Genomic DNA, 24,599 nt, shown 5'->3' with positions numbered 1-24,599 from the left:
GCGGCGCGCAGAGCACAGAGAGCGGATGGCACCCATGGGCGAGTTGATCCTGATCCGGCACGGCGAGACCGAGTGGTCCCGGAACGGGCGGCACACGAGCCACACCGATCTGCCCCTGACCGAGCTCGGCGAGCGTCAGGCGCGTGCTCTCGTGCCGCTGATCGCCGACCGGAAAATCGGGCTCACCCTGGTCAGCCCGGCCCTGCGCGCCCGGCGCACCGCCGAGCTCGCCGGGCTGGACTCGCCCCGTGTCACCCCCGACCTGCGCGAGTGGGACTACGGCGGCTACGAGGGCGTGACCACCGTCGAGATCCACCGGACCCGGCCCTCCTGGAACCTGTGGACCGATGGCGTCACCCCCGGCCCCGAGGCGCACCCCGGGGAGACGCCGGCTGAGGTGGGCAGGCGCGCCGACCGCGTGCTCACCGAGGTCCGGACGGCCGCTGAACAGGTGGGGGACGCGGACATCGCTCTCGTTGCGCACTCCCACTTCCTGCGCGTGCTCACCGCCCGCTATCTGGGACTGGCTCCGGCCGGGGGCACCATGTTCCAGCTCGCCACGGGGGCCGTCTCCCGGCTCGGCACGGAGCACGGGCAGCCCGTCATCACCGCCCTGAACCTGGCCCTGCCCGAGAGTCTCTTCCGCGCCGCCGTCCCGGAGTCGCCCGAGCAGGACTGAGCAGGTCCACGCTGTTCACTCCATCGTGTCCGTCCCCATGTCGGCACGCATCGCGTCCCGCACCCGGGTCAGGGCCTCCAGCACCTGGGCCGCATGCTGCTCGTACTCCGGCATTCCGTGGAGGAGACCGTCGGCGACCGCGTCACGCAGGTCACGGACCCGTCGGAAGTACAGGAGCGCAGGTTCGACGACTGCTCGTGGCGCGAAGACCTCGAACTGATAGCGCAGTTCGTAGCAGTCCGTGAAGCAGGCGCGGGCGGCCCGGGAGCGCTCCTCGGCGGACCGGGACCTGTCCCGTGCGATCGACCAGAGTTCGCTGCGCGCCTTGGCCAGAGCGGACAAGTAGGCGCTGTAGAGGTCCCGTCGGCTCGTCCGCCACTCCCGCCTGGTCTCCCGCAGATCCCGGCGACGTTCGATGACCAGCGCCGAACTGAGGGCGATGACCGCGCCTGCGACCGTGCTGACGACCGTTATCCAGCTCATCGCGGCAGCGTAGGAGAGGGGCGGGCTCCTGAACAGACCCTCCTGCCTGATTCCGGTGCGCCGGTGCGGCGCTGGTGGCGGTACGTATATTCGGCTGGTGCGACGCGGCGATCAAAGCTGTGACGTGGGCTTTTGCGGCCCGGAGAGCGAGTATGAACCAACAGCGAGGAGCAGGCCGATGACGACAACCGCTCGCCCAAGCGTGCAGCACGAGGACGACCAGGTGCGGGTCACCCGCTGGGACTTCGAGCCCGGGACGCGTACCGGCCGCCATGTTCATGCGCATGAGTACGTGGTCGTGCCGGTCGTCGACGGTGTCATCAGCGCCTTCGCGCCCGACGGGTCGGTGACCGAATCGCAGCTGCGGGCCGGTGAGTCGTACGCCCGCCCGGCCGGTGGCGAGCACGATGTCGTCAATACCGGCAGTGCCTGGCTGGCCTTCGTCGAGATCGAGATCAAGGCTGCCTCCGTCGGCTGACCGGCGAGGAGTGCATCGACGGCCAGTACCACGTCGGGAGGTACCGGCCGCCGGTGCGAAAAGGGTTGCGAGCTGCTGTCGGTTTGCTGTGCTGAAGTGAGTTGGAGCGAGCGGGAGTGAGCCCCTGTCGGGGGGCGTGGGGGGTGGGAACGGGGGTTCTTGGGTCGAATGGGTGACCTTTGGCGCCGGTGTTCGTTGGGCTGGGTGGCAGGTGTCCGGCCTTGCGGGAGGGGGTGGCGTGGTGGGTGGTTTGCGGGAGCCGGCGGCGTCCTTCGTGGTGCCCGGGCCTTGCGGGGTGGCGGTCCGGGACCGTCTGGGGCACCTCACGGCCCGGGACGAGACCGTACTGCGTGCGGTCGGTGAGTACCAGGGGCGTCTGGCTTCGCGTGATCTCAAGGCTCGTTGTGCGGATGGTCTGGAGCACAGTGGGGACACCTGGGCGTCGCGCAAGCGGGAGCTGACCGGGGTGTCGTCGTCGCGGATTGCGGGTGCGATCACCAAGGCCACGCACGATCAGTGGGCGCTGGCCCGCCGTTGCCAGGCAGCGCATATCCAGAGCCTGGAGGCCGGGATCAGGACACTGCGACACCGGCTGTCCCTCCCGATCGGGGAACGCGGTACGAAGCGGGCTGCGGGCGGTTACCGGTCGAAGAACGAGTGGTTCCGCAAGTCCCGCCGCCTCGCCATGCTGGAAGACCGGCACGCCGCCGCTGTCTCCGACCGGCAGGCCGGACGGGTCCGGGTGGTGCGGGGCGGTAAACGGCTCCTCAACACCCGCCACCATCTCACCGAAGCCGAGCTCAGCGAGAAGCAGTGGCGGGAACGGTGGGAGGCGGAGCGCTGGTTTCTTGCCGCTGACGGTGAGTCGGGGAAGCGGTTCGGGAACGAGACGATCCGCGTCACCCCGGACGGCGAGGTCAGCATCAAATTGCCTGCCCCGCTCGCGCACCTGGCCAACGCCCGGCACGGCCGGTACATCCTCACCTCCCACATCGCCTTCGCGCACCGGGGCACGGAGTGGGCCGACCGCATCGAAGCGAACCGGGCCGTCGCCTACCGCATCCACCTCGATACGGAGCGTGGCCGCTGGTACCTCACCGCGTCCTGGCAACGCCCCGCCGTCCGGACCATCCCGTTGGAGACCGCCCGCGCCCGGGGCATGATCGGTGTCGACACCAACGCCGACCACTTCGCCGCCTACCGGCTCGACCGGCACGGCAACCCCATCGGCGGGCCCCGGCGGTTCTTCTATGACCTGTCCGGTTCGGCAGGCCACCGCGACGCACAGATCCGCCACGCGCTGACCCGCCTGATCAACTGGGCGGTGCGTGTCGGTGTCGCCGCGATCGGCATCGAAGACCTCGACTTCACCGCCGAGAAGACCCGGGAGAAACACGGCCGCCAGAAGCGGTTCCGGCAGCTCATCTCCGGCATCCCGACCGGCAGGCTCAAGGCCCGACTGGTGTCGATGGCCGCCGAACAGGGGCTCGCGATCGTTGCGGTCGACCCGGCCTACACCTCCATGTGGGGTGCCCAGCACTGGCAGAAACCGCTGGTCACCCCACGCCGAAAGATGTCCCGTCACGATGCCGCCGGTATCGCGATCGGACGACGCGCCCTTGGACACCCGGTCCGGCGTCGGACGGCACCGCCCCCACACGACCGGAGTGATCGTGCGGGGCATCGGACCGTCCAGGCCGGACCGGGTGACCGGGGGCGTGAGGGAACCCGCCCGCCCACTACGGACCGCGCCCCTGGAGGCGTGCCGCCGAGTGGGAAGCGAAAGCGGGAACCCAGTGCATCCAACACCGTTCGGGATGCGCCCAGTACGCAGCAGTGGGTCCAGGACTCACTTATGCACACTGGTTAGGAACGGTAGAAGCCGAGCGAGGAGAAGAGATCAGGCCGACTGCTCGCCGTTGTCCTCGTCGCCGTGGTAGCCCACCGAGGTGAGTGCGTAGGTCACGACCCTGACCGGTTCGGCGAGATCGAACTCCAGCCAGGCGGTGGGCTCGAAGGCCAGCCACTTGGTGCTGGACTCCCCGTCGATGAGGTTCTCCTTCACCTCACCGCCGCCGGTGTTCTCGTCACTGGCGCGGACATCCGTGACCTTGTCCGTGACATTGCCCGGTATTCCGGACGAGAAGCCGCCATCGATGCCCGATGACCGCTTTTTGCCGTCAGGCCCCTCTTCCACGGTGTTGCGCCAGTCCGGCTGCTTTTCGTCTGCCTCGAACGAGGAGGTGAACGTCTGGTCGGCTGTGGGCTTTTCACCCCTTTCGAGGGAACTTGCCGACTGGGCGACGGCCGCCGTCGGGGCGGTCACGACCAGGACCAGTGAGGCCGCAATGAGTGTGGCTGTGCGGCTTTGTCTCTTGCGAGAACCATGTCGGGGCTGCATGCCGAGCCATTCCTCCTGAGGAAGTGCGCATTGGACAACGTTGTCAGAGACATGCGCAGGATCCAGTAGGGAGCCAAGTGGCTGGATGTGTCAAGGGTGTTGGACACGAACAGCCGGGCGAATCGACCGTATTGCGGAAATCGTTACACCTGGGCGAGGGCGCACGGTGCCCATGTATCCGCGAGGTCTCAACTCGGGAAAGACTGTCGCCCAAACCTGCATTCGATCTTGCTCAGTTGGCCGCAAGTGGACTATACCTGTCGGCGTCTGCCCGCCGTTTTTCACGCGGGCGGACAAGGGGGGCCGGGGGAACGGTCGACGGGTTGCCGTGGGGTGCATCCGCCGCTCGATCTCCCGAATCCCCCACTGCATACGGCTAGCCTGCAAAATCAGCATGACCCAAGCGCAACTGACCGCGGTGGCGGGGCCCTTCGCCTGAGGCGAATTTCGACGGGCGACCGGTACACACCGCCTGAGTCCTGGAGAAGGCGAGGACTTGAGCATGGGATCCACCTCCGGCCACACGAATGAGGGCCTTGGCCGTCGCGACGTGATCAAGCGGTCTGCCGCACTCGGTCTGATCGCCGTTCCGACCATGAGCTTCCTGTCGGCGTGTGCGAGTAGCGACAGCGGCACCGACGACACGGTCAAGAAGGGCAAGACGAGCGCCAAGAACCCGCTCGGCGTCAACGAGACCGCTGCCCTCGACGTCGTCATCTTCGACGGCGGACTCGGCCAGCAGTACGCGATCGACGCGGAGAAGAAGTACAACGCGGCCTTCCCGAAGGCCCCGAAGGTCAAGCACACCGGGACCCAGAAGATCCAGTCGCAGCTGCAGCCGCGCTTCAACGGTGGCACCCCGCCGGACCTGATCGACAACTCGGGCGCCGAGCAGATGGACATGGGTGTCCTCGTCGGCAAGAAGCAGCTGCTCGACCTGACGCCGCTGATGGACGCCCCGTCCATCGACGACCCGAGCAAGAAGGTCCGCGACACGCTGCGCCCCGGTGTCCTGGAGATGGGCCAGTTCGACGGCGACCCGGTCTGGATCATGTACTACGCGTACACGGTCTACGGTGTCTGGTACTCCCAGACAGCGCTCGACAATCTCGACGCGCAGTACCCCGAGAACTGGGACGACATGCTCGCCCTCTGCGAGAAGGCGAAGAAGAAGGGCATCGCCGGCTGGACGTACGCCGGTAAGTACCCGTACTACCTGCCGTTCTCGCTCTACCCGTTCATCGCCAAGATCGGTGGCCGGGAGGTTCTCGACAAGATCGACAACCTGGAGCCGAACGCCTGGAAGGACCCCGCGGTCAAGGCGGCGTTCGAGGCGTACTACGAGCTGTACAAGAAGGGGTACATCCTCAAGGGCACCCCGGGCATGACCCACATCCAGTCGCAGACCGCGTGGACCAAGGGCAAGGCGCTCTTCATCCCGAACGGTTCGTGGGTGGAGAACGAGGCGGCGCCCACCACGCCCAAGGACTTCAAGATGATGGTCTCGGCGCCGTCCAGCCTGGACGCGTCCGACAAGATGCCGTTCGGCACCATCTGGGCCTCCGGTAGTGAGCCCTTCATGGTCCCGGCCAAGGCGAAGAACCCCGAGGGCGGCATGGAGCAGCTGCGCATCATGCTCTCCGAGGAGTCCTCGAAGAACTTCACCAAGCAGGTCAAGTCTCTCAGCGCCTTCAACGGTGGCACCGATGGTCTGACCCTGTCCACGGCCATGCAGGCCGGTGTCGACGCGCTGACGAAGGCCGGCGACAACGTGGTGAACCCGCGTCTGCAGGACTGGTACGTGAAGCTCCAGAAGGAGCAGATCGGCGTCGCCGGCATGGGCGAGATGATGGCGGGCCGCGCGACCCCGGCCGAGGCCATCAAGAAGATCCAGGCCTTCGCGGACGCGGCGGCCAAGGACCAGTCCATCAAGCACTACAAGCACCAGTGAGCAACCGTCACCAGCGGCGGCACCCGCGGAAAGATCGGGGTCGGTAAACGATGCAGCACGGCAAGTACCGGTTCATTGTGGGGTTCTTGGCAGCCCCACTGGCGTTGTACGCGGTCTTCGTCATTTGGCCGTTCATCCAGTCCATCTACTATTCCTTCACGGACTGGACCGGTCTGAGCCCGGACTTCAAGATGGTCGGCTTCGACAACTACACCAGGATGCTGAAGGACGACATTTTCTGGAAGTCCTTGCAGCACAGCGTGTTGCTTGTGCTGCTGCTGCCGCTGGTGACGCTGGGCCTCGCGCTTTTCTTCGCCTTCATGCTCAATGTCGGCGGCCGGCGGCGGAAGAACGCCACGGTCGCCGGCGTGCGGGGCTCGGGCTTCTACAAGATCGCCTATTTCTTCCCGCAGGTGCTCTCGATCGTGATCGTCGCCCTGCTCTTCCAGTTCGCGTTCAACCCCAGTGACGGGATGCTGAATTCGACCCTGAAGGGCATCGGTCTCGGCTCCATCCAGCCGGACTGGCTGGGCGATCCGAGCCTCGCGCTCATCTGCGTCATGTCGGTGCTGATCTGGTCGACGGTCGGATTCTTCGTCGTCCTGTTCTCCGCCGGAATGGCGTCCATTCCGAAGGACTTCTACGAGGCGGCGCTCCTCGACGGCGCCAACCGCATCACGACGTTCTTCCGGATCACCCTGCCGCTGCTCTGGGACACGGTGCAGTCGGGCTGGGTCTACATGGGAATTCTGGCGCTCGGCGTGGAGGCGTTCACGGCCGTACAGGTCATGACCGTGGGTCCCGGTGGTCCCGACTACTCGACCACGGTCCTGCCGCTGTACGTGTACCAGACGGCCTTCCGTGACGGCCAGGCAGGATACGCAACAACGATCGGTGTCGGACTGCTCATCGTCACCATGGCCTTCGCGGCCATCGTGATGCGACTGGGCCGGCGCGAGCGGCTGGAGTTCTGATGAAGACCACTGACACCCCTCCCGCGCCTGCGGCGGACCGTGTGTCCGTGTCGAAGGTGACCGTCCCCGGCGGCAAGAAGGAGAAGAGCAGCGAGGGCTCCGTCCTCAATGTCTTCTCGCACGGTGTGCTGATCATCTGGGCGATCCTGGTCGTCATGCCGCTGCTCTGGGCGGTGATGGCGTCCTTCAAGACGGACGACTCGATCCTGTCGACGCCGTGGGCGCTGCCCGACAAGCTGCACTTCGAGAACTGGTCGCGCGCCTGGAGCCAGGCGCACATGAGCGACTACTTCTTCAACACGATCGTCGTGGTGGGCGGCTCGCTCATCGGCACGCTGCTGCTCGGTTCCATGGCGGCGTACGTACTGGCGCGGTTCGACTTCCCGGGGAACCGATTCCTGTACTTCCTGTTCATCGGCGGGATGAGCTTCCCGATCATCCTGGCGCTGGTCCCGCTGTTCTTCGTGATGAACAACATGGGTCTGCTGAACACGGTGCACGGGCTGATCCTGGTCTACATCGCGTACTCCCTGCCTTTCACCGTCTTCTTCCTCACCTCGTTCTTCCGGACGCTGCCGACCTCGGTGGCGGAAGCGGCGATGCTCGACGGGGCGTCGCACACCCGGACGTTCTTCCAGGTGATGCTGCCGATGGCGAAGCCCGGCCTGATCAGCGTCGGCATCTTCAACTTCCTGGGGCAGTGGAACCAGTACATGCTGCCGACGGTGCTGAACACCGAACCGGATCACCGGGTGCTCTCCCAGGGACTGGTCGAACTGGCCACCAGTCAGGGATACAAGGGTGACTGGTCCGGCCTCTTCGCCGGTCTGGTGATGGCGATGCTGCCGGTCCTCGCGGCCTACATCGTCTTCCAGCGTCAGGTCGTCGCGGGCCTGACCGCGGGAGCCGTGAAGTAGCGGCCCGCCGAATACCGCATAGACGGACGAACCGCCTGCCGGCCCTGCGCCGGCGGGCGGTTCGTCCGTTCTTTGTGTCCGCACATCGGGGCCTGCCCGCTCATCCGAGGCTCGGATTGCTCAAGGTCTTGACGGGGAGTACCCCAAAACGTCAGCTTAGAGTTCACATGTTAGAGAAAACGGTAGGAGTGAGAGAGTCGATGGAGACTCCGGGGTCGCAGACATCTCTGCATCGCGCCAACCTTGAGCGGGTCGTGCGCGCCGTACGTATGGCGGGTTCGCTCACCCAGGCGGAGATCGCCAGAAGCACGGGCCTCTCCGCGGCCACGGTCTCCAATATCGTTCGCGAACTGAAGGACGGCGGCACGGTCGAGGTGACCCCCACCTCGGCGGGCGGCCGCCGGGCCCGCAGCGTCTCCCTGAGCGGTGACGCGGGCGTCGTGATCGGCGTCGACTTCGGGCATACGCATCTGCGGGTGGCGGTCGGCAACCTTGCCCACCAGGTGCTCGCCGAGGAGTCGGAGCCGCTGGACGTGGACGCCTCGTCGGCGGAGGGCTTCGGCCGGGCGGAACAGCTGGTCAAGCGGCTGATCGAGACGACCGGGATCGGCCTGGACAAGGTGATCGGAGTGGGCCTCGGCGTTCCCGGTCCGATCGATGTGGAGTCCGGCACGCTGGGCTCCACATCGATCCTGCCGGGCTGGACGGGCATCAACCCCAGCGAGGAGCTCGCCGCACGGCTGGGCGTGCCGGTGTACGTCGACAACGACGCCAACCTCGGGGCGCTGGGAGAGCTGGTCTGGGGGAGCGGCCGAGGGGTCAAGGACCTCGCGTACATCAAGGTCGCAAGTGGTGTCGGCGCCGGTCTGGTGATCGACGGGCACATCTACCGGGGGCCGGGCGGCACGGCCGGCGAGATCGGCCACATCACGCTCGACGAATCGGGTCCCGTCTGCCGCTGCGGCAACCGCGGATGCCTGGAGACCTTCACGGCCGCGCGGTACGTGCTGCCCCTGCTCCAGCCCGGCCACGGGCCCGATCTCACGATGGAACGGGTGGTTCAGCTGGCCCGGGAGGGCGATCCGGGCTGCCGCCGGGTGATCGGGGACGTCGGGCGGCACATCGGCAGCGGCGTCGCCAACCTGTGCAACCTGCTCAACCCCAGCCGGGTGGTCCTCGGCGGATCCCTTGCCGAGGCGGGGGAGCTGGTGCTCGGGCCGATCCGCGACTCGGTGTCGCGCTACGCCATTCCGAGCGCGGCACGGCAGCTCTCGGTCCTTCCCGGGGCCCTCGGCGGGCGGGCGGAGGTGCTCGGCGCGCTGGCTCTTGTGCTGAGCGAAATGGGTGATTCGACCCTTTTGGGGGGTGCATTGTCGACAGCCGCACCTGCCTTCACTTAGATAACGAATGGCACCGTTGTCATCTCGTTAAGGATTTACTCCTTGACGCTGACGTCGCAGCCGAGTTGACTTCCAGCCACCTCGGCCGCAACGTCGCGGCCTCGTCAGGGAGGTTCGAGAATGAACACGCGTATGCGTCGTGCCGCCGTTGCCGTTGCCGCCACCACGATGGCCGTCTCGCTTGCCGCTTGCGGCAGCGCCAAGGAGTCCGGCGACAAGAACACGGACACCGGCTCCGCGAACAAGGGCAACGATCTCAAGATCGGTCTGCTCCTTCCCGAGAACCAGACGGCCCGGTACGAGAAGTTCGACAAGCCGATCATCGAGAAGAAGATCAGCGATCTCACCGGCGGCAAGGCGAAGGTCATCTACGCCAACGCCAAGCAGGACGCCACGCTGCAGACGCAGCAGGTCGACACCATGATCACCAACAAGGTCGACGCGCTGATCGTCGACTCGGTGGACTCCAAGGCCATCGCGGGCGCCGTGAAGAAGGCCAAGGACGCGGGCATCCCGGTCGTCGCCTTCGACCGCCTCGCCGAGGGCCCGATCGACGCGTACACCTCCTTCGACAACGAAGAGGTCGGCCACGTCCAGGGCAAGGCCCTGCTGGAGGCCATGGGCTCCAAGGCCGACGGTGGCACGATCGTGATGATGAACGGCGCGATCACCGACCCGAACGCCGCTCTCTTCAAGAAGGGCGCCAAGGCGGAGCTCGACGGCAAGGTCAAGGTCGGTAAGGAGTACGACACCAAGGAGTGGAAGCCGGAGAACGCCAACTCCAACATGGAGGCGGCGATCACCGCCCTCGGCAAGGGCAAGATCGACGGTGTCTACTCCGCCAACGACGGCATGGCGGGCGGCATCATCACCGCTCTGAAGGCCGCCGGTGTCTCCAAGCTCCCGCCGGTGACCGGTCAGGACGCCGAGCTGGCCGGTGTGCAGCGCATCGTCGCCGGTGAGCAGTTCATGAGCGTCTACAAGCCGTACGGCCCCGAGGGCGAGGCCGCCGCCGCGATGGCCGTGGCGCTGGCCCAGGGCAAGAAGCTCGACTCGATCGCCACCTCCACGGTCGACAGCCCCACCAGCAAGGGCGTTCCCACGTTCCTGGTCCCGGTCGTCTCGCTGACCAAGGACAACATCAAGGACACCGTCCTCAAGGACGGCGTCTACACGCTGGACGAGATCTGCACGGCCAACTACAAGGCCGCCTGCGACAAGCTCGGCCTGAACTAGGCTGCGCTTCGCCGCGAGCGCGATCGGGCAATCACCTTAGGTACAAGGCGAGTTGGCCGCGCTCTGGCAGCAAGTCGGCTGATTTCTCGGCGACTTGCACCTTGGAAGCCTGTCCGGCGCCCCGCACATCAACCGTCCCGCTATCGGGCGGGGCGCCGGGCGGAACGCTTCCGTACTCTCTGTTCTCTTCTGCTCGACCACCGCGCCCTCCCCCGGCGCGGCATCCCCGCCGGTCAGGCGGCGAAGGAGATGGTTCACGTGTCCGCTACGCCCGTGTTGGCGTTGCGAGGGGTCTCCAAGCGATTCGGTGCCGTTCAGGCGCTCACCGATGTAGAGCTCGAGGTCCACGCCGGCGAGGTGGTCGCCCTGGTCGGCGACAACGGCGCCGGTAAGTCAACGCTGGTCAAGACGATCGCCGGGGTCCACCCCATCGATGACGGAGTCATCGAGTGGGAGGGCAGGGGCGTCCAGATCAACCGGCCGCACGACGCCCAGAACCTGGGCATCGCGACCGTCTATCAGGACCTGGCGCTCTGCGACAACATCGATGTCGTCGGCAACCTCTACCTCGGCCGGGAGCTCCGTAAGTTCGGAGTCCTCAACGAGGTCGAGATGGAGCGCCGCTCCCGCGAGCTCCTCAGCACGCTGTCGATCCGCATACCCAGCGTCCGTATCCCGATCGCCTCGCTCTCCGGCGGTCAGCGCCAGACCGTGGCCATCGCCCGTTCGATGCTCGGTGAGCCGAAGCTCGTCATCCTCGACGAGCCGACCGCGGCCCTCGGTGTCGAGCAGACCGCCCAGGTCCTCGACCTCGTCGAGCGGCTGCGTGAGCGCGGTCACGCGGTGATCCTCATCAGCCACAACATGGCCGACGTCAAGGCGGTCGCCGACAAGGTGGCCGTGCTCCGGCTGGGCCGCAACAACGGCGTCTTCGACGTCGCGACCACCTCGCAGGAAGAGATCATCTCCGCGATCACGGGCGCCACGGACAATGCCGTGACCCGCCGCGCGGCGCGCAACGGGGAGGCCCAGAAGTGAGCACCGACAACACCTCCAAGCCGGTACCGGCGAAGACTGCCGACGCGCCCGCCGAGAACTCCGCCGCGGCGGACGGCTCCGTCACCGCTGTCGACCCCCGGCTGCTCGTCCGCGAGCAGGGCTTCGCCGGATACCTCGGCGAGTTCAAGCGCAAGTTGAAGGCCGGCGACCTGGGCTCGATCCCCGTCGTCATCGGCCTGATCATCATCTGGGCGATCTTCCAGAGCCTCAACTCGAACTTCCTCACCGCGGGCAACCTCTCGGACATCTCGGTCGCCATGGTCGGCACCGGCATGATCGCGGTCGGTATCGTCTTCGTCCTGCTGCTCGGCGAGATCGACCTCTCGGTCGGCTCCGTCAGCGGTGTTGCGGGCGCCACCTTCGCCGTACTCAATATCACCCACGGCATGTCCGAGTGGCCGGCGCTGATCCTGGCGATCCTCACAGGCGCCGCGGCCGGCGCGATCCACGGCTACGTCTTCGCCAAGATCGGTGTCCCCGCCTTCGCTGTCACCCTGGCCGGTCTGCTGTTCTGGAACGGCTTCATGCTCCAGATCCTCGGCTCCAACGGCACCATCAACCTCGACTCCGAGGGCCTGGTCGCCAAGCTGACCAGCTACTACTTCAGCGATGTCGCGGCCGGCTACGGCCTCGCCGCGGTCGCCGTGGCGGCGTACTTCCTGTCGTCCTTCTTCGACAACCGTCGCCGCGAGGCGGTGGGCGTCCCGTCCCGCCCGCTCAGCGAGATCATCGTGCGCACGGGCGCGCTGGCCGCGGTGGCCTTTGCCGTCGCCATCATGTTCAACCAGTACAAGGGTCTGCCGCTCGCCGTGGTGATCTTCCTGGTCATGCTGGTGGCGACCGACTTCGTCCTGCGCCGCACCTCGTACGGCCGCAAGGTCTTCGCGCTCGGCGGCAGCGTCGAGGCGTCCCGCCGCGCCGGTATCAACGTGACGATGATCCGGACCTCCGTCTACGCGATCTCCGGCACCTTCGCCGCCATCGGCGGACTCTTCATCGCCTCCAAGATCACCTCCGCCAACCAGGGCGCGGGCAGCGGTGACCTTCTGATGAACGCCATCGCGGCGGCCGTCATCGGCGGCACCAGCCTCTTCGGCGGCCGCGGCCGCACCTGGAACGCCCTGCTCGGTGTGCTGGTCATCGTCTCGATCCAGTACGGCCTTGCCCTGCAGGGCATCGCCTCGCCGATCCAGTACATGATCACCGGTGGTGTGCTTCTCGCCACGGTCGTCATCGACGCAGTCACCCGCAAGACCCAGAAGACGGCGGGCCGCGCCTGACCGCGGAACCCGAGCGTGTGCCCGGCACTCTTCATGGTGCCGGGCACACGCGCGTACGTATGCCCGCACGCGGACAGGGAACGTCCGCAGCCGATCGTCCCCAATATGCCGCCCGCTGACCTCGCGCGCGGACGGAACACTAGACTCATCGGATCGGCATGCTCGACCAGCTCGAAACGCTAAGGAGGCACGGGTGGCTCTGCTGACCCGCATCGGTGGACCGCGTGACCTGGACCGGCTCACTCCCGAGCAGCTGGACCAGCTCGCCGAAGAGATCCGGACCTTCCTCGTCGACGCCGTTTCCAAGACCGGTGGCCACCTCGGCCCCAACCTGGGTGTGGTCGAGCTGACCATCGCCCTGCACCGGGTCTTCGATTCGCCGAAGGACAAGGTGCTTTTCGACACCGGACACCAGAGCTATGTGCACAAGCTGCTCACCGGTCGCCAGGACTTCTCGAAGCTCAAGAGCAAGGGAGGCCTGTCCGGTTACCCCTCGCGCGCCGAGTCCGAGCACGACATCATCGAGAATTCGCACGCCTCCACCGTCCTCGGCTGGGCCGACGGTCTCGCCAAGGCCAACGAGGTACTGAAGAAGGACGACCATGTCGTCGCGGTCATCGGTGACGGCGCGCTCACGGGCGGCATGGCCTGGGAGGCGCTGAACAACATCGCCGCCGCCAAGGACCGTCCGCTCGTCATCGTCGTCAACGACAACGAGCGTTCCTACGCCCCGACCATCGGCGGCCTCGCCAACCACCTGGCCACGCTCCGTACCACCGACGGCTATGAGCGCTTCCTGGCCCGCGGCAAGGACATCCTGGAGCGCACCCCCGTCGTCGGGAAGCCGCTCTACGAGACGCTGCACGGCGCCAAGAAGGGGCTGAAGGACTTCATCGCCCCGCAGGGCATGTTCGAGGACCTCGGCCTGAAGTACGTCGGCCCGATCGACGGCCACGACATCGAGGCCCTGGAATCCGCGTTGCAGCGCGCCAAGCGCTTCGGCGGACCGGTCATCGTGCACTGCCTCACCGAGAAGGGCCGCGGCTACACCCCCGCCCTCCTCGACGAGGCCGACCGCTTCCACGCCGTCGGCAAGATCCACCCCGACACCGGCCTGCCCATCTCCACCTCCGGCCTCGACTGGACCTCCGTCTTCGGCGAGGAGATGGTCAAGCTCGGCAAGGAGCGCAAGGACATCGTCGCGATCACCGCGGCCATGCTCCAGCCGGTCGGCCTCAGCAAGTTCGAGAAGGCGTTCCCGGACCGGATCTACGATGTCGGCATCGCCGAGCAGCACGGCGCGGTCTCCGCGGCGGGCCTCGCCACCGGCGGACTGCACCCCGTCTTCGCGGTGTACGCCACCTTCCTCAACCGCGCCTTCGACCAGGTCCTCATGGATGTCGCCCTGCACAAGTGCGGCGTGACATTCGTCCTGGACCGTGCCGGTGTCACCGGCACGGACGGCGCCTCGCACAACGGCATGTGGGACATGTCGATCCTGCAGTGCGTGCCGACCCTGCGGATCGCCGCCCCGCGCGACGCCGACCAGGTCCGCGCCCAGCTGCGCGAGGCCGTCGAGGTCGACGACGCCCCGACCGTGGTCCGCTTCTCCAAGGGCGCGGTCGGCCCGGCGGTCAAGGCCGTCGGCCGGGTCGGTGGCATGGATGTGCTGCGCACATCCATCGCGCCCCGCCCGGACGTCCTCCTGGTCTCCGTCGGTGCGCTCGCCCCGATGTGCCTGGAGATCGCGGACCTGCTGGACGCCCAGGGCATCACGACGACGGTCGTCGACCCGCGCTGGGTCAAGCCCGTCGACGAGGCCATGGCGCCGCTCGCCGAGCGGCACCGCGTCGTCGTCACCGTCGAGGACAACAGCCGGGCCGGCGGTGTCGGCTCCGCCGTCGCCCAGGCGCTGCGCGACGCCGGGGTCGACGTACCGCTGCGCGACTTCGGTATCCCGCCGCGCTTCCTCGACCACGCCTCCCGCAAGGAGGTCATGGCCGAGATCGGGCTGACCGCGCCGGATATCGCCCGTCAGGTCACTGGACTCGTCGCCAAGCTGGACGGCCGCTTCGACAGCGGTGCCGACAGCCGCTCCGTGATCGAACCCGCGCGCGACTGACCTGTTCGAGCACGGTCCCCGCGACCGGCGAGCGATACGGCAGATGGGCCGGTCGGCGACCCTGTGCGGGTGGTTCGACCGGCCCATTCGCGTGAAATCGCCCGGTGCGGAGCCTTCCGCGACCGATGAGGTCCCAATCATGGCGTACACGACGAGTGCGTGGAGGTACGCCGGTGACTGCCCAGCAGGACACACCACCCAGGAAGGGTGGACTGTTCCGGACCAAGACGGTCGAGCAGTCCATCCGCGATACCGAGGAACCGGAGCACGCGCTCAAGAAGTCACTCTCCGCCCTGGACCTCACGGTCTTCGGAGTGGGTGTCATCATCGGCACCGGCATCTTCGTCCTCACCGGCAAGGTGGCGAAGGAGACCGCGGGACCCGCCACCGCCCTCGCCTTCGTGGCCGCGGCCATTGTCTGCGCGCTTGCCGCGCTCTGCTACGCCGAGTTCGCCTCCACCGTGCCCGTCGCCGGTTCCGCATACACCTTCTCGTACGCCTCGCTCGGCGAACTCGTCGCCTGGATCATCGGCTGGGACCTGGTGCTGGAATTCGCCCTGGGCACCGCGGTGGTGGCAGTCGGATGGTCCGGCTACGTCCGCTCGCTGATGGACAACGTCGGCTGGCACCTGCCCGATGTGCTCTCCGGGACGGATGTGGCGAAAGGATTCGGCTTCGACGTTCTGGCCTTCCTCCTGGTGCTCGTCCTGACCGCTGTCCTGGTGCTCGGCATGAAGCTCTCCGCCCAGGTCACGACGGTCGTGGTCGCCATCAAGCTGGCCGTTGTCATGATCGTGATCATCGCGGGGCTCTTCTTCATCAAGGCCGCCAACTACTCGCCCTTCATCCCGCCGGCGCAGCCGCAGCCGGCCGGCTCCGGACTGAGCGCGCCATTGATCCAGCTGATGTTCGGTTACGCACCGACCAACTTCGGCGTCATGGGCATCTTCACCGCGGCCTCCGTCGTCTTCTTCGCCTTCATCGGCTTCGATGTCGTCGCGACGGCCGCCGAGGAGACCAAGCTCCCGCAGCGAGACATGCCACGCGGCATCCTCGCCTCGCTCTTCATCTGCACGGTGCTCTACGTCGCCGTATCGCTGGTGGTCACCGGCATGGAGCACTACACCGAACTGTCGGTGAGCGCCCCGCTGGCCGATGCCTTCAAGGCCGTCGGCCATCCCGTCTACGCCGGGTTCATCAGCTTCGGTGCGGCGGTCGGCCTGACGACGGTGTGCATGATCCTGCTGCTGGGTCAGACCCGGGTGTTCTTCGCGATGAGCCGCGACGGGCTGCTCCCGCGGTTCTTCTCCAAGACGCACCCGAGGTTCGGTACCCCGTACCGCCCGACCATCCTGCTCGGCGGGATCATCGCGATCGTCGCGGGCTTCACCAGCATCAACGAGCTGGCGACGCTGGTGAACATCGGCACGCTCTTCGCGTTCGTCGTCGTCGCCCTGGGCGTCATGGTGCTGCGCCGTACCCGCCCCGATCTGCACCGCGCGTTCCGCACCCCGTGGGTGCCGGTGCTCCCGATCCTCTCGGTGGCCGCGTCGGTGTGGCTGATGCTCAACCTGCCGGCGGAGACGTGGCTCCGGTTCGGCATCTGGATGGTCCTCGGGGTGATCATCTACTTCGCGTACGGGCGCAGCCACAGCCGGATCAACCTCGAGACCGGCAGTCCATGAGTCAGTCCGTACGCGATGGCGGCAGCGGCCGTACGGTCCGGGGGCCCGCGCACTGAGCCGCGTACGCCTCCACCCGCTGCCGCAGCTCCCGGTCGGCGGTGACCACGACACAGCCGTGGCCCGCCGACCGGGCCGCTTCGGCCGCGACCAGCGCGACGATCAGGTCGTCCCCACTGCCGGGCGCCGACTCCACCCGTACCCCCGGCACCGACGCGACCTCGCGGGCCGCGCCCTCGACGACCAGTACCAGCTCGAGGGGGCCGGGATGCCCGGGCAGACCGTCAGCGGCGAACGGGACCAGGGAGTCCCGCAGCCGCTCGGCCGCGCCCCGCCGGTCCCGCCACCACCCGTCGGGTACCGAACCGACCACATTCGCCCCGTCGACAATCACCAGAGTGCGTTCGCTCCGCATGCCGGAAGCGTGTCACGCACCGGCCGGAGCACGGACCGTCAGCCGCCGGTGGCGGGGGACTTCTTCGCCGACTCCGGGATCGTGTCGTCCTTGCGGATCGCCTTCCAGAGGTCACCGGCCTGCGGCTGGGCCGCCACTACGCGGTTCGGGTCCTGCTTGTCGTACTCCACCGGAAGCATGATCGTTTCCATGGTGCTCGGGTCCACGCCGTTCATCGACCGGCCGAACTTGGCAAGGGACGTCAGTGAGTCGAGCCCGGAGTCCGTGGTCAGCGACTTGGTGGCCGAGTTGGCGATCCTGTACGAGTTCGTCGGACTGCTCAGCAGGTCCTGGGACTTGACCTCGCTCAGCAGCGCGAGGAGGAACTGCTGCTGGAGCCCGATCCGGCCCAGGTCGCTGCCGTCACCGATGCCGTGGCGGGTGCGGACGTAGGCGAGGGACTCGGTGCCGTTGAGCTTGTGCGGACCGGCAGTGAGGTTCAGCCCGGACGACTTGTCGTTGATGTCCTGGGGGACATCGACCGTGACCCCGCCGATGGCGTCCACCAGGTCCTTGAACCCGGCGAAATTGATCTCCAGGTAGTGGTCGATCCGGACGCCGGACATCTTCTCGACGGTCTTGACCACACAGGCCGGACCGGCCAGCGAGTAGACGCCGTTGAACATCGCCCGCTTCTCGGAGGGCACCGTCGAGCCGTCGGCCTTGGTGCACTCGGGTCGGGTGACGAGAGTGTCACGGGGTATGGACACGGCGACGGCCCTGCTCCGGCCCTCGGGTATGTGCACCACCATCGTGGTGTCGGACCGGGCACCGCTGACGCTGCCACCGCCACCCAGTTCCTTGTTCTCGGCGCCGGCCCGCGAGTCCGAGCCGAGCACCAGCAGATTCTGACCGCTGGTGGGCAGCTTCTCCGGGCGGTCGTCCCCCAGCGCCTTGTTGATGTCGACGCCCTTGATGTTCCCGTCGAGGCTGCTGTACAGCCACCAGAACGTGCCACCGGCGGCGAGGAGCAGCACGAGCACGATACTGAGGGTGATCTTCAGGCCGCGGCGGCGCTTCCGGTCCTTCTTGCGGCCCTGCTGCGGAGTTCCTGCCCGTCGGGAGGCGCGCGGGCCCGGGGGCATGGCGTCGTGGCTCATCCTGCTCGAGTCCCTTGTCTCGTAGCCCGGAAGGGCGGGGGTGGGGTGGACTCGGGTGGGGGGAGGAGCCGGTCCGTCTTTTCCTGGTGACTGTGCACTATAGACAGTCCCTCGGATGTGCGTGCGAGTGACGTGAAGCTGTGCACGGTGGACCGGCGACTTCCGGTTCTGCGGAGAGACTTTGTTGTGACAGGCCAGAGCTTTTGAACGCCCTCCGATACGGGGGTTTAGGATGTGGCAGATTCGAAACACTGCGCGAGCCGTCGGATGTCAGTTCTGGAAGGTGGCTGCAGACCCATGCTGGAGCACGGCACTCGTGAGACCTCAAGGGCTTCCGCCGGCTCTCATGCGCTTCAGGGAAGCTCTGACGGCCCGGGCGCGCGGCGGTGCGCGCCGGAGAGGGGGAGCCTGCGCAGGGCGTCATCGCGAGAGAGGGGGCCAGAGCCCGCAATGAATCACACAGGTGCTCGAGTGCTATAGGCGGGCCGTCGGGGATTGCGGAACGTCGGCCGAGTCGGGCTCGGAGGCGTGGATAGAGTCACACCTCAAGATCGATATCGGTTGAAACCATGAAAAAAAGTAGTCAGATGATCTGTGTGATCAGATCGGTCCTGGACAAAGGCCAGAACATGGTGTGAGCATTCAGTGAAGCAGTCATGGCGTTGAGCTTGATGCGCCAGACCTGCCCGGGGGGGCAGGTGGAGTTCAGCAAGGGCGGTGTTGTCGCGTACGACCCCGCTGCTCGTGTTGTATGTCCGCCGTCCGGAATGCGTCCGGCGGCATCGAGGTCTTGGAGTCGAGGCGCCGCCAGTGATGCTTTCCGTCATCGTGCCGATGTACAACGTGCGCGACTATTGCACCACCGCGCTGAAGTCCCTGACGTTCAACGCCCGGCACGACTTCGAGTTCATCGTCGTCGACGACTGCTCCACCGACGGCACCTTCGAGATCCTCCAGCGGGAGATCCGCAAGGTCCCTGGTGGGGTGCTCTACCAGAACCCTCAGAACTCGGGCATCTCGGCCACCCGGAACGCCGGTCTGCGGATGGCCAAGGGGAAACACGTCGCCTTCCTCGACGGCGACGACTGGTTTGCGCCCGGCTACCTCAACCAACTGGTCGGGGTGATCGAGCAGCTCGGCTGCGACTTCGTCCGGACCGACCACGTCCGTGTGGTGGGCAAGAAGCGGGAGATCGTCCGCTCGCCGCAGGCCGTACGCAACACCCTGCTGGCGCCGATCAAGTCGATCATGCCGGTGAACGCGTCGACCATGGTCGACTATCCGCTCGTCTGGGCCGGTATCTTCAACCGCGAACTGCTCGCCCGCCGGGGTCTGTTGTTCTTCGACGAGAAGCTGCGCACGGCCGAGGACCGGATGTGGACCTGGCGTCTGCACCTCAACGCACAGTCCTACGCGGCGGTCGATCTGGCCGGCATCTTCTATCGCCGCGACGTCTCCACCTCCCTCACCCGCATCCCCGACGAGCGCCAGCTCGACTTCATCCCGTGCTTCGATCGCGTTGCCCAGGAGGTGGCGGCCCACCCGTGGGGGCGCCACATCATGCCCAAGGTGATCCGGACGTACTGCGCCATGATGGCCATCCATCTCGACCGCGCGGACACCTATGAGGACGACGTCAGGGCCCTGCTGAAGAGCCGGGTGGCCCAGGCTCTCGACCAGCTGCCGCAGCGACTGCTGGAGCAGACCCTTGAGGAGATGGGTGAGCGCCGTGCCGGGCTCATCAACTCCGTGCGCGCCGCCGGCGCCGCGGCCCGGCCCGAGGGCGCCGACGTGCGCCTCCTGCCCAACAACGGGCGCAGGGCATCCTGGGAGGCGCGCTCGGGCCGACCGAACCAGCGGCAGAACCCCCAGAACATCCGGGTCACCGCCTGATGACGACCCAGATCTTCGTCGCCTCCACCCTCTACGGGGCGCTGACCCTGACCGCGGCGATCGACTCCGGCCAGTTCGGCCCGGCCGAGGGCTCCCGACGCATTCTCGTGGTGTGTACCAACACGGAGATCCCGGAGGTCACCACGCCGCTCGACGGCATGCAGGGCTTCGAGACCCTGCGTCCCCGTTTCGACGCGGTGATCTCCTGGAACTCGGTGATCTTCCCGTACCACCCGAGCCTGTGGGACCCGCGAGTCGAGGATGTGCCCATGTGGCGCGAACTGCTCGGGCTGCGCTGGAACATCCCGCCCGGACCACTGGAGCTCGTCGTCGAGTCCATCCAGGTCAAGCCGGCGCTCACATTCTGCAAGCTCTTCCGCGAGGCACAGATCACGGTGTACGCCGACGGTCTGATGACCTACGGGCCCACGCGCAACGCGCTTGAGCGTGACGTCTACTCGCGTATACGGCGCACTCTCTACCTCGACCTGATCCCGGGCCTGCGCCCCCTCCTGCTGAGCGAGTACGACGTGCCGCCCGAACCGGTCGAACCGACTTCGGTGCAGCGAGTCTTCGGCGAGTTCGGACAATCGTGCGGACCGGTGCTGGCATCCCTGATCCCGTCCGGCTTCCCCTCCGGGCGCTCCGGCGCGGCCATGCTCCTCGGGCAGTACCTGTCGAGCATCGGGCTGCTCACCGAGGCGGAGGAGGAGGCGCTGCATCTGCGGATGTTCGAGTCCGCGGTGAACATCGGCTTCACCTCGGTTCTCTTCAAGCCCCACCCGAGCGCCCCGCAGAGCTTCACGGACTCCCTGGTGGTGCGGGCCGCGGAACTGAACGTCCAGCTGCTGGTGCTCGAGACCCCGCTCCTCGCCGAAGCCGTGTACGGATATCTGCGGCCTGTGGTGGTGATCGGCTGCTTCTCCACAGCGCTGTTCACCGCCCGCGCGGTCTACGGGATTCCGGCGGCCATGGTCGGCGCCCGCGAGGTCCTGCGGAAGATGCGTCCCTACCCCAACAGCAACCGCATACCGGTGACCATTTGCGAGGTCGCCCTGCCGGACCTGGAAGGCAACGGCTTCGCCACAGCCGATCTGCTGAACAACCCCGGGTGGGTCCGCGAGGAACTCGCCGAGTACGTGGCGACGGTCGGGTACTGCATGCAGCCGGACCGGAACCCGCACCTGAGGGAGCGCGCCGTCGCGTACGTGTTGCGTGTACTCCCGCAGATGGACGTACGTCCCGCGCTGCGCATGCACTTCAAACCGGACCTGCTCTACAAGCTGTCCCTGCCGGGTGCGCCCTCGGAAGCGGAGATGCAGGAGCTGGAGAGCGCCAAGAAGGCCAAGAAGGGCAAGGGCGGGCCGAACGTGAAGCCGACTCAGGAGGAGCTGACGGTCGAGTCCTTCGAGGACCACCTGGAAGCGGGGGAGACCGACGCGGCCCGGCGGATCGGCGAGGGCATCCTCAAGGAGCGCAAGCCGATGGACGTGCTCATCGGCATGGCGCACCTCTACATCAAGGACCAGGACCTTGAGCAGGCGAAGCGGATGCTCTCGCTCGCGGCGATGGCCGGGGACGAGCGCGCGATGACCTGGATCAAGATCGCGGAAGTGGCCGCCCTGATGGGCCGGGAAGGCAAGTCGCTGAGGGTTTTCGCGGCAGAGGAGGCGCTGCGGATCAATCCCGAGTCCAGCGCCGCGGCCCGTCTGGTCAAGGCGCGGGGCGCGCGCAAGGTGGTCAAGGCCATGGGATGAACCCACGCACTCGGTAGGAACCTGTCCAGTAGGCAAGCGAGGCCTCACCAGGCTCGTCCCATCGGCCGTTGGCCGATGGGACGACACAGGCGAGGCGAGAGAGCAGCAGAGGCGATGCGGATTCACGTACTCGCCGACTCCGACACCCGGTGGAAGTGGGGTGGCGAGTTGGCACAGCGACTCCACCCCGATCCGTGGGTGCACGCGCACATGCTCAACGGCCGGGCCACGCCCACCGCGCGGCAGATAGCGGAGGTGGGCATCGAGCCCGCCGCCGTCACCCAGTCCTCGGTCGCCGAGTTCGTCACCGGCCCCGACCTCGCGCAGGCCGACGTCCTGATCGTGGGGTCCGTCGGCGGCACCACACAGGCGGTCCTGCACGGACTCGCCCGGAGCTTCGAGGACGTGCCCCGCCGCCCGGTCCTGGTGACAGGTTATGTGGGCGTCGTCTACGAGAACCTGACGGACGGTCTGCTGCTGCGCGCCGGCGCGGACGTCGTGTTGGCCAACAGTCCCTTCGACGCCCGCAGGTTCCGGGAGATCTACCGCGGCCTCGGTATCTCCGACAGCTGCGTCGTGCAGACGGCTCTGCCCTTCCTCGCGGACCAGCAGTACGACCCCTCGCGCGCCGACGCGATCCACCCCTTCACGGTGACGTTCGCCGTCCAGCCCTCCGTGCCCGAGGACCGCGACGGGCGCCTCTACATCCTGCGCCGTGCCATCCAGCACGCCCGCCTCCGCCCCGGACGCGACGTACTGATCAAACTGCGCTCCCGGCCCGGCGAGCAGACCACCCACATCGAGCCGTACCACTACGAGACCCTGGCCGAGCAGTTGGGCGAGCCACTGCCGCCCAACCTGCAGTTCGGCTACGGCAACATGGCCGAGGTCCTCGACCGCACCGACCTCCTGGTCACCGTGAGCTCCACCGCGGCCCTGGAGTCGATGCACCGCGGCATCCCCACGGTGATCCTCAGCGACCTCGGGGTCCGGGAGCCGCACGGCAACCATTACTTCACCGGCTCCGGCTGCGTCGCCTCGTGGAACGAGATCGACGAGGGGGCCCAGCCGTACGCCCACCCGGGCTGGCTGGAGGAACAGGGCATCCTGGCCCGCGATCCGTACGCACAACTGCGTGAGCGGGTCACGAGTCTGGTGCGGTCGCCGGCTCTGCCGCCGATCCGGCCCTATTACACGATGCAGAACGCCGCAGGCTATCTGCCCCGGCTCCTGGCCAGGCGCGGCCTGGCCCCGGACGGAACACCGCTGCCCCACTCGGCAGGTCCTTCCGGCAACCGGCACGGTCTGTTGGCCCGGACCTCACGGAAGGCGTTGCGTCGCGCCTACCGGTTCGGTGTCCAGACCGTGGCACCGAAGATCCAGCGCTGGGGCGGTCTCTGAGAGCCCCGGCCGCCGACCATCCTCTTTCCCCCACTGCTCCCCCCACGTAGCTCCACGGCTTCGCCCCCCACACCTGCTCGACCGCTCCACCGTCCACCGCTGCCTGCCCGTCTCCTTACGAGGTCCGACATGTCACCATCCTTTCCCGCGCCCGTTGTTGTCGCCGTCATTCCGGCCCGCGGCGGTTCCAAGGGCATCCCCGGCAAGAACGTCGCCCCGGTGGCAGGGGTGTCGCTGGTCGGCCGGGCGGTGCGCGCCTGTCGCCGATCACCGAGGGTGACCCGGGTCGTGGTGAGCACGGACGCCGAGAGCATCGCGTCCGAGGCCCGCCGCCACGGAGCGGAGGTGGTACTGCGCCCTGCCGAGCTCGCCTCCGACACGGCGTCCAGCGAATCCGCGCTGCTGCACGCCCTGGACACCGTCGAGGAGCGGCACGGCGAACTGACCGACGTGCTCCTCTTCGTCCAGGCCACCAGCCCGTTCCTCACAGCCGAAGACGTCGAGGGGGTCGTCTCTGCCGTGCTCGACGGGGGCGCCGACTCCGCGTTCACGGCCTCCCCTTTCCACGGTTTCGTGTGGCGCGGCATCCGCGAGGAGGGCGCAGCCGTGGTCGTCGCCGCCGAGGGCGTCAACCACGACAGCGCCGAGCGGCTGCGCCGGCAGGATCGTCCCGAGGAGTTCCTGGAGACGGGCGCCGCCTACGCGATGCTCGCCCAGGGCTTCCGCGACAAGAACCACCGCTTCTTCGGGAACGTGGCGGCCGTCCCCGTCGACCCGACCCGCACGCTCGAAATCGACGATCCCACCGACCTGGAGCGGGCACGGGCGCTGGCCGGACTCGTCGACGAGCCGCGGTTCCCGACTCGTGCCGAAGTCGACGCTGTCGTCATCGACTTCGACGGCACCCAGACCGACGACCGCGTGTGGATCGACGCGGACGGTCACGAGACGGTAGTCGTCCACCGGGGTGACGGGATGGGGATCTCCCGCCTCCGCAAGGCAGGCGTCCCCGTCCTCATCCTCTCCAGCGAGACCAACCCCGTGGTCTCCGCCAGGGCACGCAAGCTCGACATCCCCGTGATCCAGGGGGTGGAGAGCAAGGACGCCGAGCTCCGCAAGTGGTATGAGGCCGAGGGTATCGACCCTCAGCGCATTCTCTACGCGGGCAACGACGTCAACGACCTGCCCTGCTTCGAACTCGTCGGCTGGCCTGTCGCCGTGGCCGACGCCCACGACATCGTCCGTGAACAAGCGCGTGCCGTGACCACGTCACGCGGGGGCCACGGCGTTGTCCGCGAAATAGCAGCACACCTTCTTGGAAAGGCTCTCTGA

Annotated in this window: 19 protein-coding genes and 1 pseudogene; 16 read left to right on the top strand and 4 right to left on the bottom strand. The window is 67.3% G+C overall.

What is annotated here, in order from left to right; all coding sequences use genetic code 11:
* Positions 1 to 34 precede the first annotated feature (34 nt).
* Positions 35 to 679 carry a histidine phosphatase family protein gene (locus OH809_RS10390; RefSeq protein WP_406422676.1) on the top strand — a complete coding sequence of 215 codons (645 nt, stop codon included), beginning with the start codon at positions 35 to 37 and terminating at the stop codon, positions 677 to 679.
* Between the two features lie 15 nt (positions 680 to 694).
* On the opposite strand, the gene OH809_RS10385 is transcribed toward OH809_RS10390, so the two are convergent.
* Entirely contained in the window at positions 695 to 1,162 is a 468-nt protein-coding gene (locus tag OH809_RS10385) for a hypothetical protein (protein WP_406515022.1), read from the bottom strand.
* Positions 1,163 to 1,340: 178 nt separating this feature from the next.
* Between OH809_RS10385 and OH809_RS10380 the strand changes: the two genes are divergently transcribed.
* Both OH809_RS10380 and OH809_RS10375 read left to right on the top strand, forming a co-directional pair.
* Positions 1,341 to 1,640: a cupin domain-containing protein gene (locus OH809_RS10380; RefSeq protein ID WP_406422678.1), complete on the top strand. Its 300-nt coding sequence runs from the start codon at positions 1,341 to 1,343 to the stop codon at positions 1,638 to 1,640.
* A gap of 241 nt (positions 1,641 to 1,881) precedes the next feature.
* On the top strand, positions 1,882 to 3,510 hold the full coding sequence (locus tag OH809_RS10375; protein WP_406425260.1) for an IS200/IS605 family accessory protein TnpB-related protein: 1,629 nt from the start codon (positions 1,882 to 1,884) through the stop codon (positions 3,508 to 3,510).
* A gap of 51 nt (positions 3,511 to 3,561) precedes the next feature.
* Here OH809_RS10375 and OH809_RS10370 read toward each other — a convergent pair.
* Positions 3,562 to 4,041: pseudogene (locus OH809_RS10370) on the bottom strand (glycoside hydrolase family 92 protein); the annotation flags it as partial.
* 502 nt (positions 4,042 to 4,543) lie between these two features.
* Here OH809_RS10370 and ngcE point away from each other — a divergent pair.
* The 9 genes from ngcE (at position 4,544) to OH809_RS10325 (ending at position 16,665) form a co-directional block, all read left to right on the top strand.
* Positions 4,544 to 5,992, top strand: coding sequence for an N-acetylglucosamine/diacetylchitobiose ABC transporter substrate-binding protein (gene ngcE, locus OH809_RS10365; RefSeq protein WP_406422679.1), 1,449 nt, complete (start codon positions 4,544 to 4,546; stop codon positions 5,990 to 5,992).
* A gap of 50 nt (positions 5,993 to 6,042) precedes the next feature.
* On the top strand, positions 6,043 to 6,966 hold the full coding sequence (locus OH809_RS10360; RefSeq protein ID WP_266980285.1) for a carbohydrate ABC transporter permease: 924 nt from the start codon (positions 6,043 to 6,045) through the stop codon (positions 6,964 to 6,966).
* Entirely contained in the window at positions 6,966 to 7,883 is a 918-nt protein-coding gene (locus tag OH809_RS10355) for a carbohydrate ABC transporter permease (RefSeq protein WP_406422680.1), read from the top strand. The genes OH809_RS10360 and OH809_RS10355 overlap by 1 nt, the downstream gene beginning before the upstream one ends.
* Before the next feature lie 200 nt (positions 7,884 to 8,083).
* A complete protein-coding gene (locus OH809_RS10350) occupies positions 8,084 to 9,283 on the top strand; it encodes an ROK family protein (RefSeq protein WP_406422681.1) in 1,200 nt (399 codons plus the stop codon).
* Between the two features lie 120 nt (positions 9,284 to 9,403).
* Positions 9,404 to 10,519 (top strand): sugar ABC transporter substrate-binding protein, encoded by a 1,116-nt coding sequence (locus OH809_RS10345; protein ID WP_406422682.1) that lies wholly within the window; start codon positions 9,404 to 9,406, stop codon positions 10,517 to 10,519.
* A 249-nt stretch (positions 10,520 to 10,768) separates the two neighbouring features.
* Positions 10,769 to 11,557 (top strand): ATP-binding cassette domain-containing protein, encoded by a 789-nt coding sequence (locus OH809_RS10340; RefSeq protein ID WP_406422683.1) that lies wholly within the window; start codon positions 10,769 to 10,771, stop codon positions 11,555 to 11,557.
* Positions 11,554 to 12,858: a sugar ABC transporter permease gene (locus OH809_RS10335; protein WP_406422684.1), complete on the top strand. Its 1,305-nt coding sequence runs from the start codon at positions 11,554 to 11,556 to the stop codon at positions 12,856 to 12,858. Before OH809_RS10340 ends, OH809_RS10335 begins: the two co-directional genes overlap by 4 nt.
* Positions 12,859 to 13,051: 193 nt before the next feature.
* Positions 13,052 to 14,980: a 1-deoxy-D-xylulose-5-phosphate synthase gene (gene dxs / locus OH809_RS10330; RefSeq protein ID WP_406422685.1), complete on the top strand. Its 1,929-nt coding sequence runs from the start codon at positions 13,052 to 13,054 to the stop codon at positions 14,978 to 14,980.
* Between the two features lie 173 nt (positions 14,981 to 15,153).
* Entirely contained in the window at positions 15,154 to 16,665 is a 1,512-nt protein-coding gene (locus tag OH809_RS10325) for an amino acid permease (RefSeq protein ID WP_406422686.1), read from the top strand.
* A gap of 1 nt (position 16,666) precedes the next feature.
* Here the strand turns inward: OH809_RS10325 and OH809_RS10320 are convergent, their stop codons facing one another.
* Both OH809_RS10320 and OH809_RS10315 read right to left on the bottom strand, forming a co-directional pair.
* A complete protein-coding gene (locus OH809_RS10320) occupies positions 16,667 to 17,077 on the bottom strand; it encodes an NTP pyrophosphohydrolase (RefSeq protein ID WP_406422687.1) in 411 nt (136 codons plus the stop codon).
* A 38-nt stretch (positions 17,078 to 17,115) separates the two neighbouring features.
* Complete coding sequence (locus OH809_RS10315; RefSeq protein WP_406422688.1) at positions 17,116 to 18,216, bottom strand: LCP family protein; 1,101 nt, start codon at positions 18,214 to 18,216, stop codon at positions 17,116 to 17,118.
* Between the two features lie 813 nt (positions 18,217 to 19,029).
* On the opposite strand from OH809_RS10315, the gene OH809_RS10310 reads away from it, so the two are divergent.
* From OH809_RS10310 to OH809_RS10295, 4 genes are all read left to right on the top strand, one after another.
* On the top strand, positions 19,030 to 20,109 hold the full coding sequence (locus OH809_RS10310) for a glycosyltransferase family 2 protein (protein ID WP_406516240.1): 1,080 nt from the start codon (positions 19,030 to 19,032) through the stop codon (positions 20,107 to 20,109).
* Complete coding sequence (locus OH809_RS10305; RefSeq protein ID WP_406422690.1) at positions 20,109 to 21,866, top strand: polysialyltransferase family glycosyltransferase; 1,758 nt, start codon at positions 20,109 to 20,111, stop codon at positions 21,864 to 21,866. The genes OH809_RS10310 and OH809_RS10305 overlap by 1 nt, the downstream gene beginning before the upstream one ends.
* Before the next feature lie 114 nt (positions 21,867 to 21,980).
* Positions 21,981 to 23,267, top strand: coding sequence for a DUF6716 putative glycosyltransferase (locus tag OH809_RS10300; RefSeq protein ID WP_406422691.1), 1,287 nt, complete (start codon positions 21,981 to 21,983; stop codon positions 23,265 to 23,267).
* A 129-nt stretch (positions 23,268 to 23,396) separates the two neighbouring features.
* Positions 23,397 to 24,599, top strand: coding sequence for a cytidylyltransferase domain-containing protein (locus tag OH809_RS10295; RefSeq protein ID WP_406422692.1), 1,203 nt, complete (start codon positions 23,397 to 23,399; stop codon positions 24,597 to 24,599).

The sequence above is a fragment of the Streptomyces sp. NBC_00873 genome (assembly GCF_045207415.1).
GTDB lineage: Bacteria > Actinomycetota > Actinomycetes > Streptomycetales > Streptomycetaceae > Streptomyces.
The sequence above is the reverse complement of the archived record's forward strand: the minus strand, read 5'-3'. Positions and strand labels throughout refer to the sequence as shown.

Coding starts and splice junctions, on each gene's coding strand:
- OH809_RS10390 (WP_406422676.1), top strand. CDS start 35: ATGGGCGAGTTGATCCTGATCCGGCACGGCGAGACCGAGTGGTCCCGG.
- OH809_RS10385 (WP_406515022.1), bottom strand. CDS start 1,162: ATGAGCTGGATAACGGTCGTCAGCACGGTCGCAGGCGCGGTCATCGCC.
- OH809_RS10380 (WP_406422678.1), top strand. CDS start 1,341: ATGACGACAACCGCTCGCCCAAGCGTGCAGCACGAGGACGACCAGGTG.
- ngcE (WP_406422679.1), top strand. CDS start 4,544: ATGGGATCCACCTCCGGCCACACGAATGAGGGCCTTGGCCGTCGCGAC.
- OH809_RS10360 (WP_266980285.1), top strand. CDS start 6,043: ATGCAGCACGGCAAGTACCGGTTCATTGTGGGGTTCTTGGCAGCCCCA.
- OH809_RS10355 (WP_406422680.1), top strand. CDS start 6,966: ATGAAGACCACTGACACCCCTCCCGCGCCTGCGGCGGACCGTGTGTCC.
- OH809_RS10350 (WP_406422681.1), top strand. CDS start 8,084: ATGGAGACTCCGGGGTCGCAGACATCTCTGCATCGCGCCAACCTTGAG.
- OH809_RS10345 (WP_406422682.1), top strand. CDS start 9,404: ATGAACACGCGTATGCGTCGTGCCGCCGTTGCCGTTGCCGCCACCACG.
- OH809_RS10340 (WP_406422683.1), top strand. CDS start 10,769: ATGGTTCACGTGTCCGCTACGCCCGTGTTGGCGTTGCGAGGGGTCTCC.
- OH809_RS10320 (WP_406422687.1), bottom strand. CDS start 17,077: ATGCGGAGCGAACGCACTCTGGTGATTGTCGACGGGGCGAATGTGGTC.
- OH809_RS10315 (WP_406422688.1), bottom strand. CDS start 18,216: ATGAGCCACGACGCCATGCCCCCGGGCCCGCGCGCCTCCCGACGGGCA.
- OH809_RS10310 (WP_406516240.1), top strand. CDS start 19,030: ATGCTTTCCGTCATCGTGCCGATGTACAACGTGCGCGACTATTGCACC.
- OH809_RS10305 (WP_406422690.1), top strand. CDS start 20,109: ATGACGACCCAGATCTTCGTCGCCTCCACCCTCTACGGGGCGCTGACC.
- OH809_RS10300 (WP_406422691.1), top strand. CDS start 21,981: ATGCGGATTCACGTACTCGCCGACTCCGACACCCGGTGGAAGTGGGGT.
- OH809_RS10295 (WP_406422692.1), top strand. CDS start 23,397: ATGTCACCATCCTTTCCCGCGCCCGTTGTTGTCGCCGTCATTCCGGCC.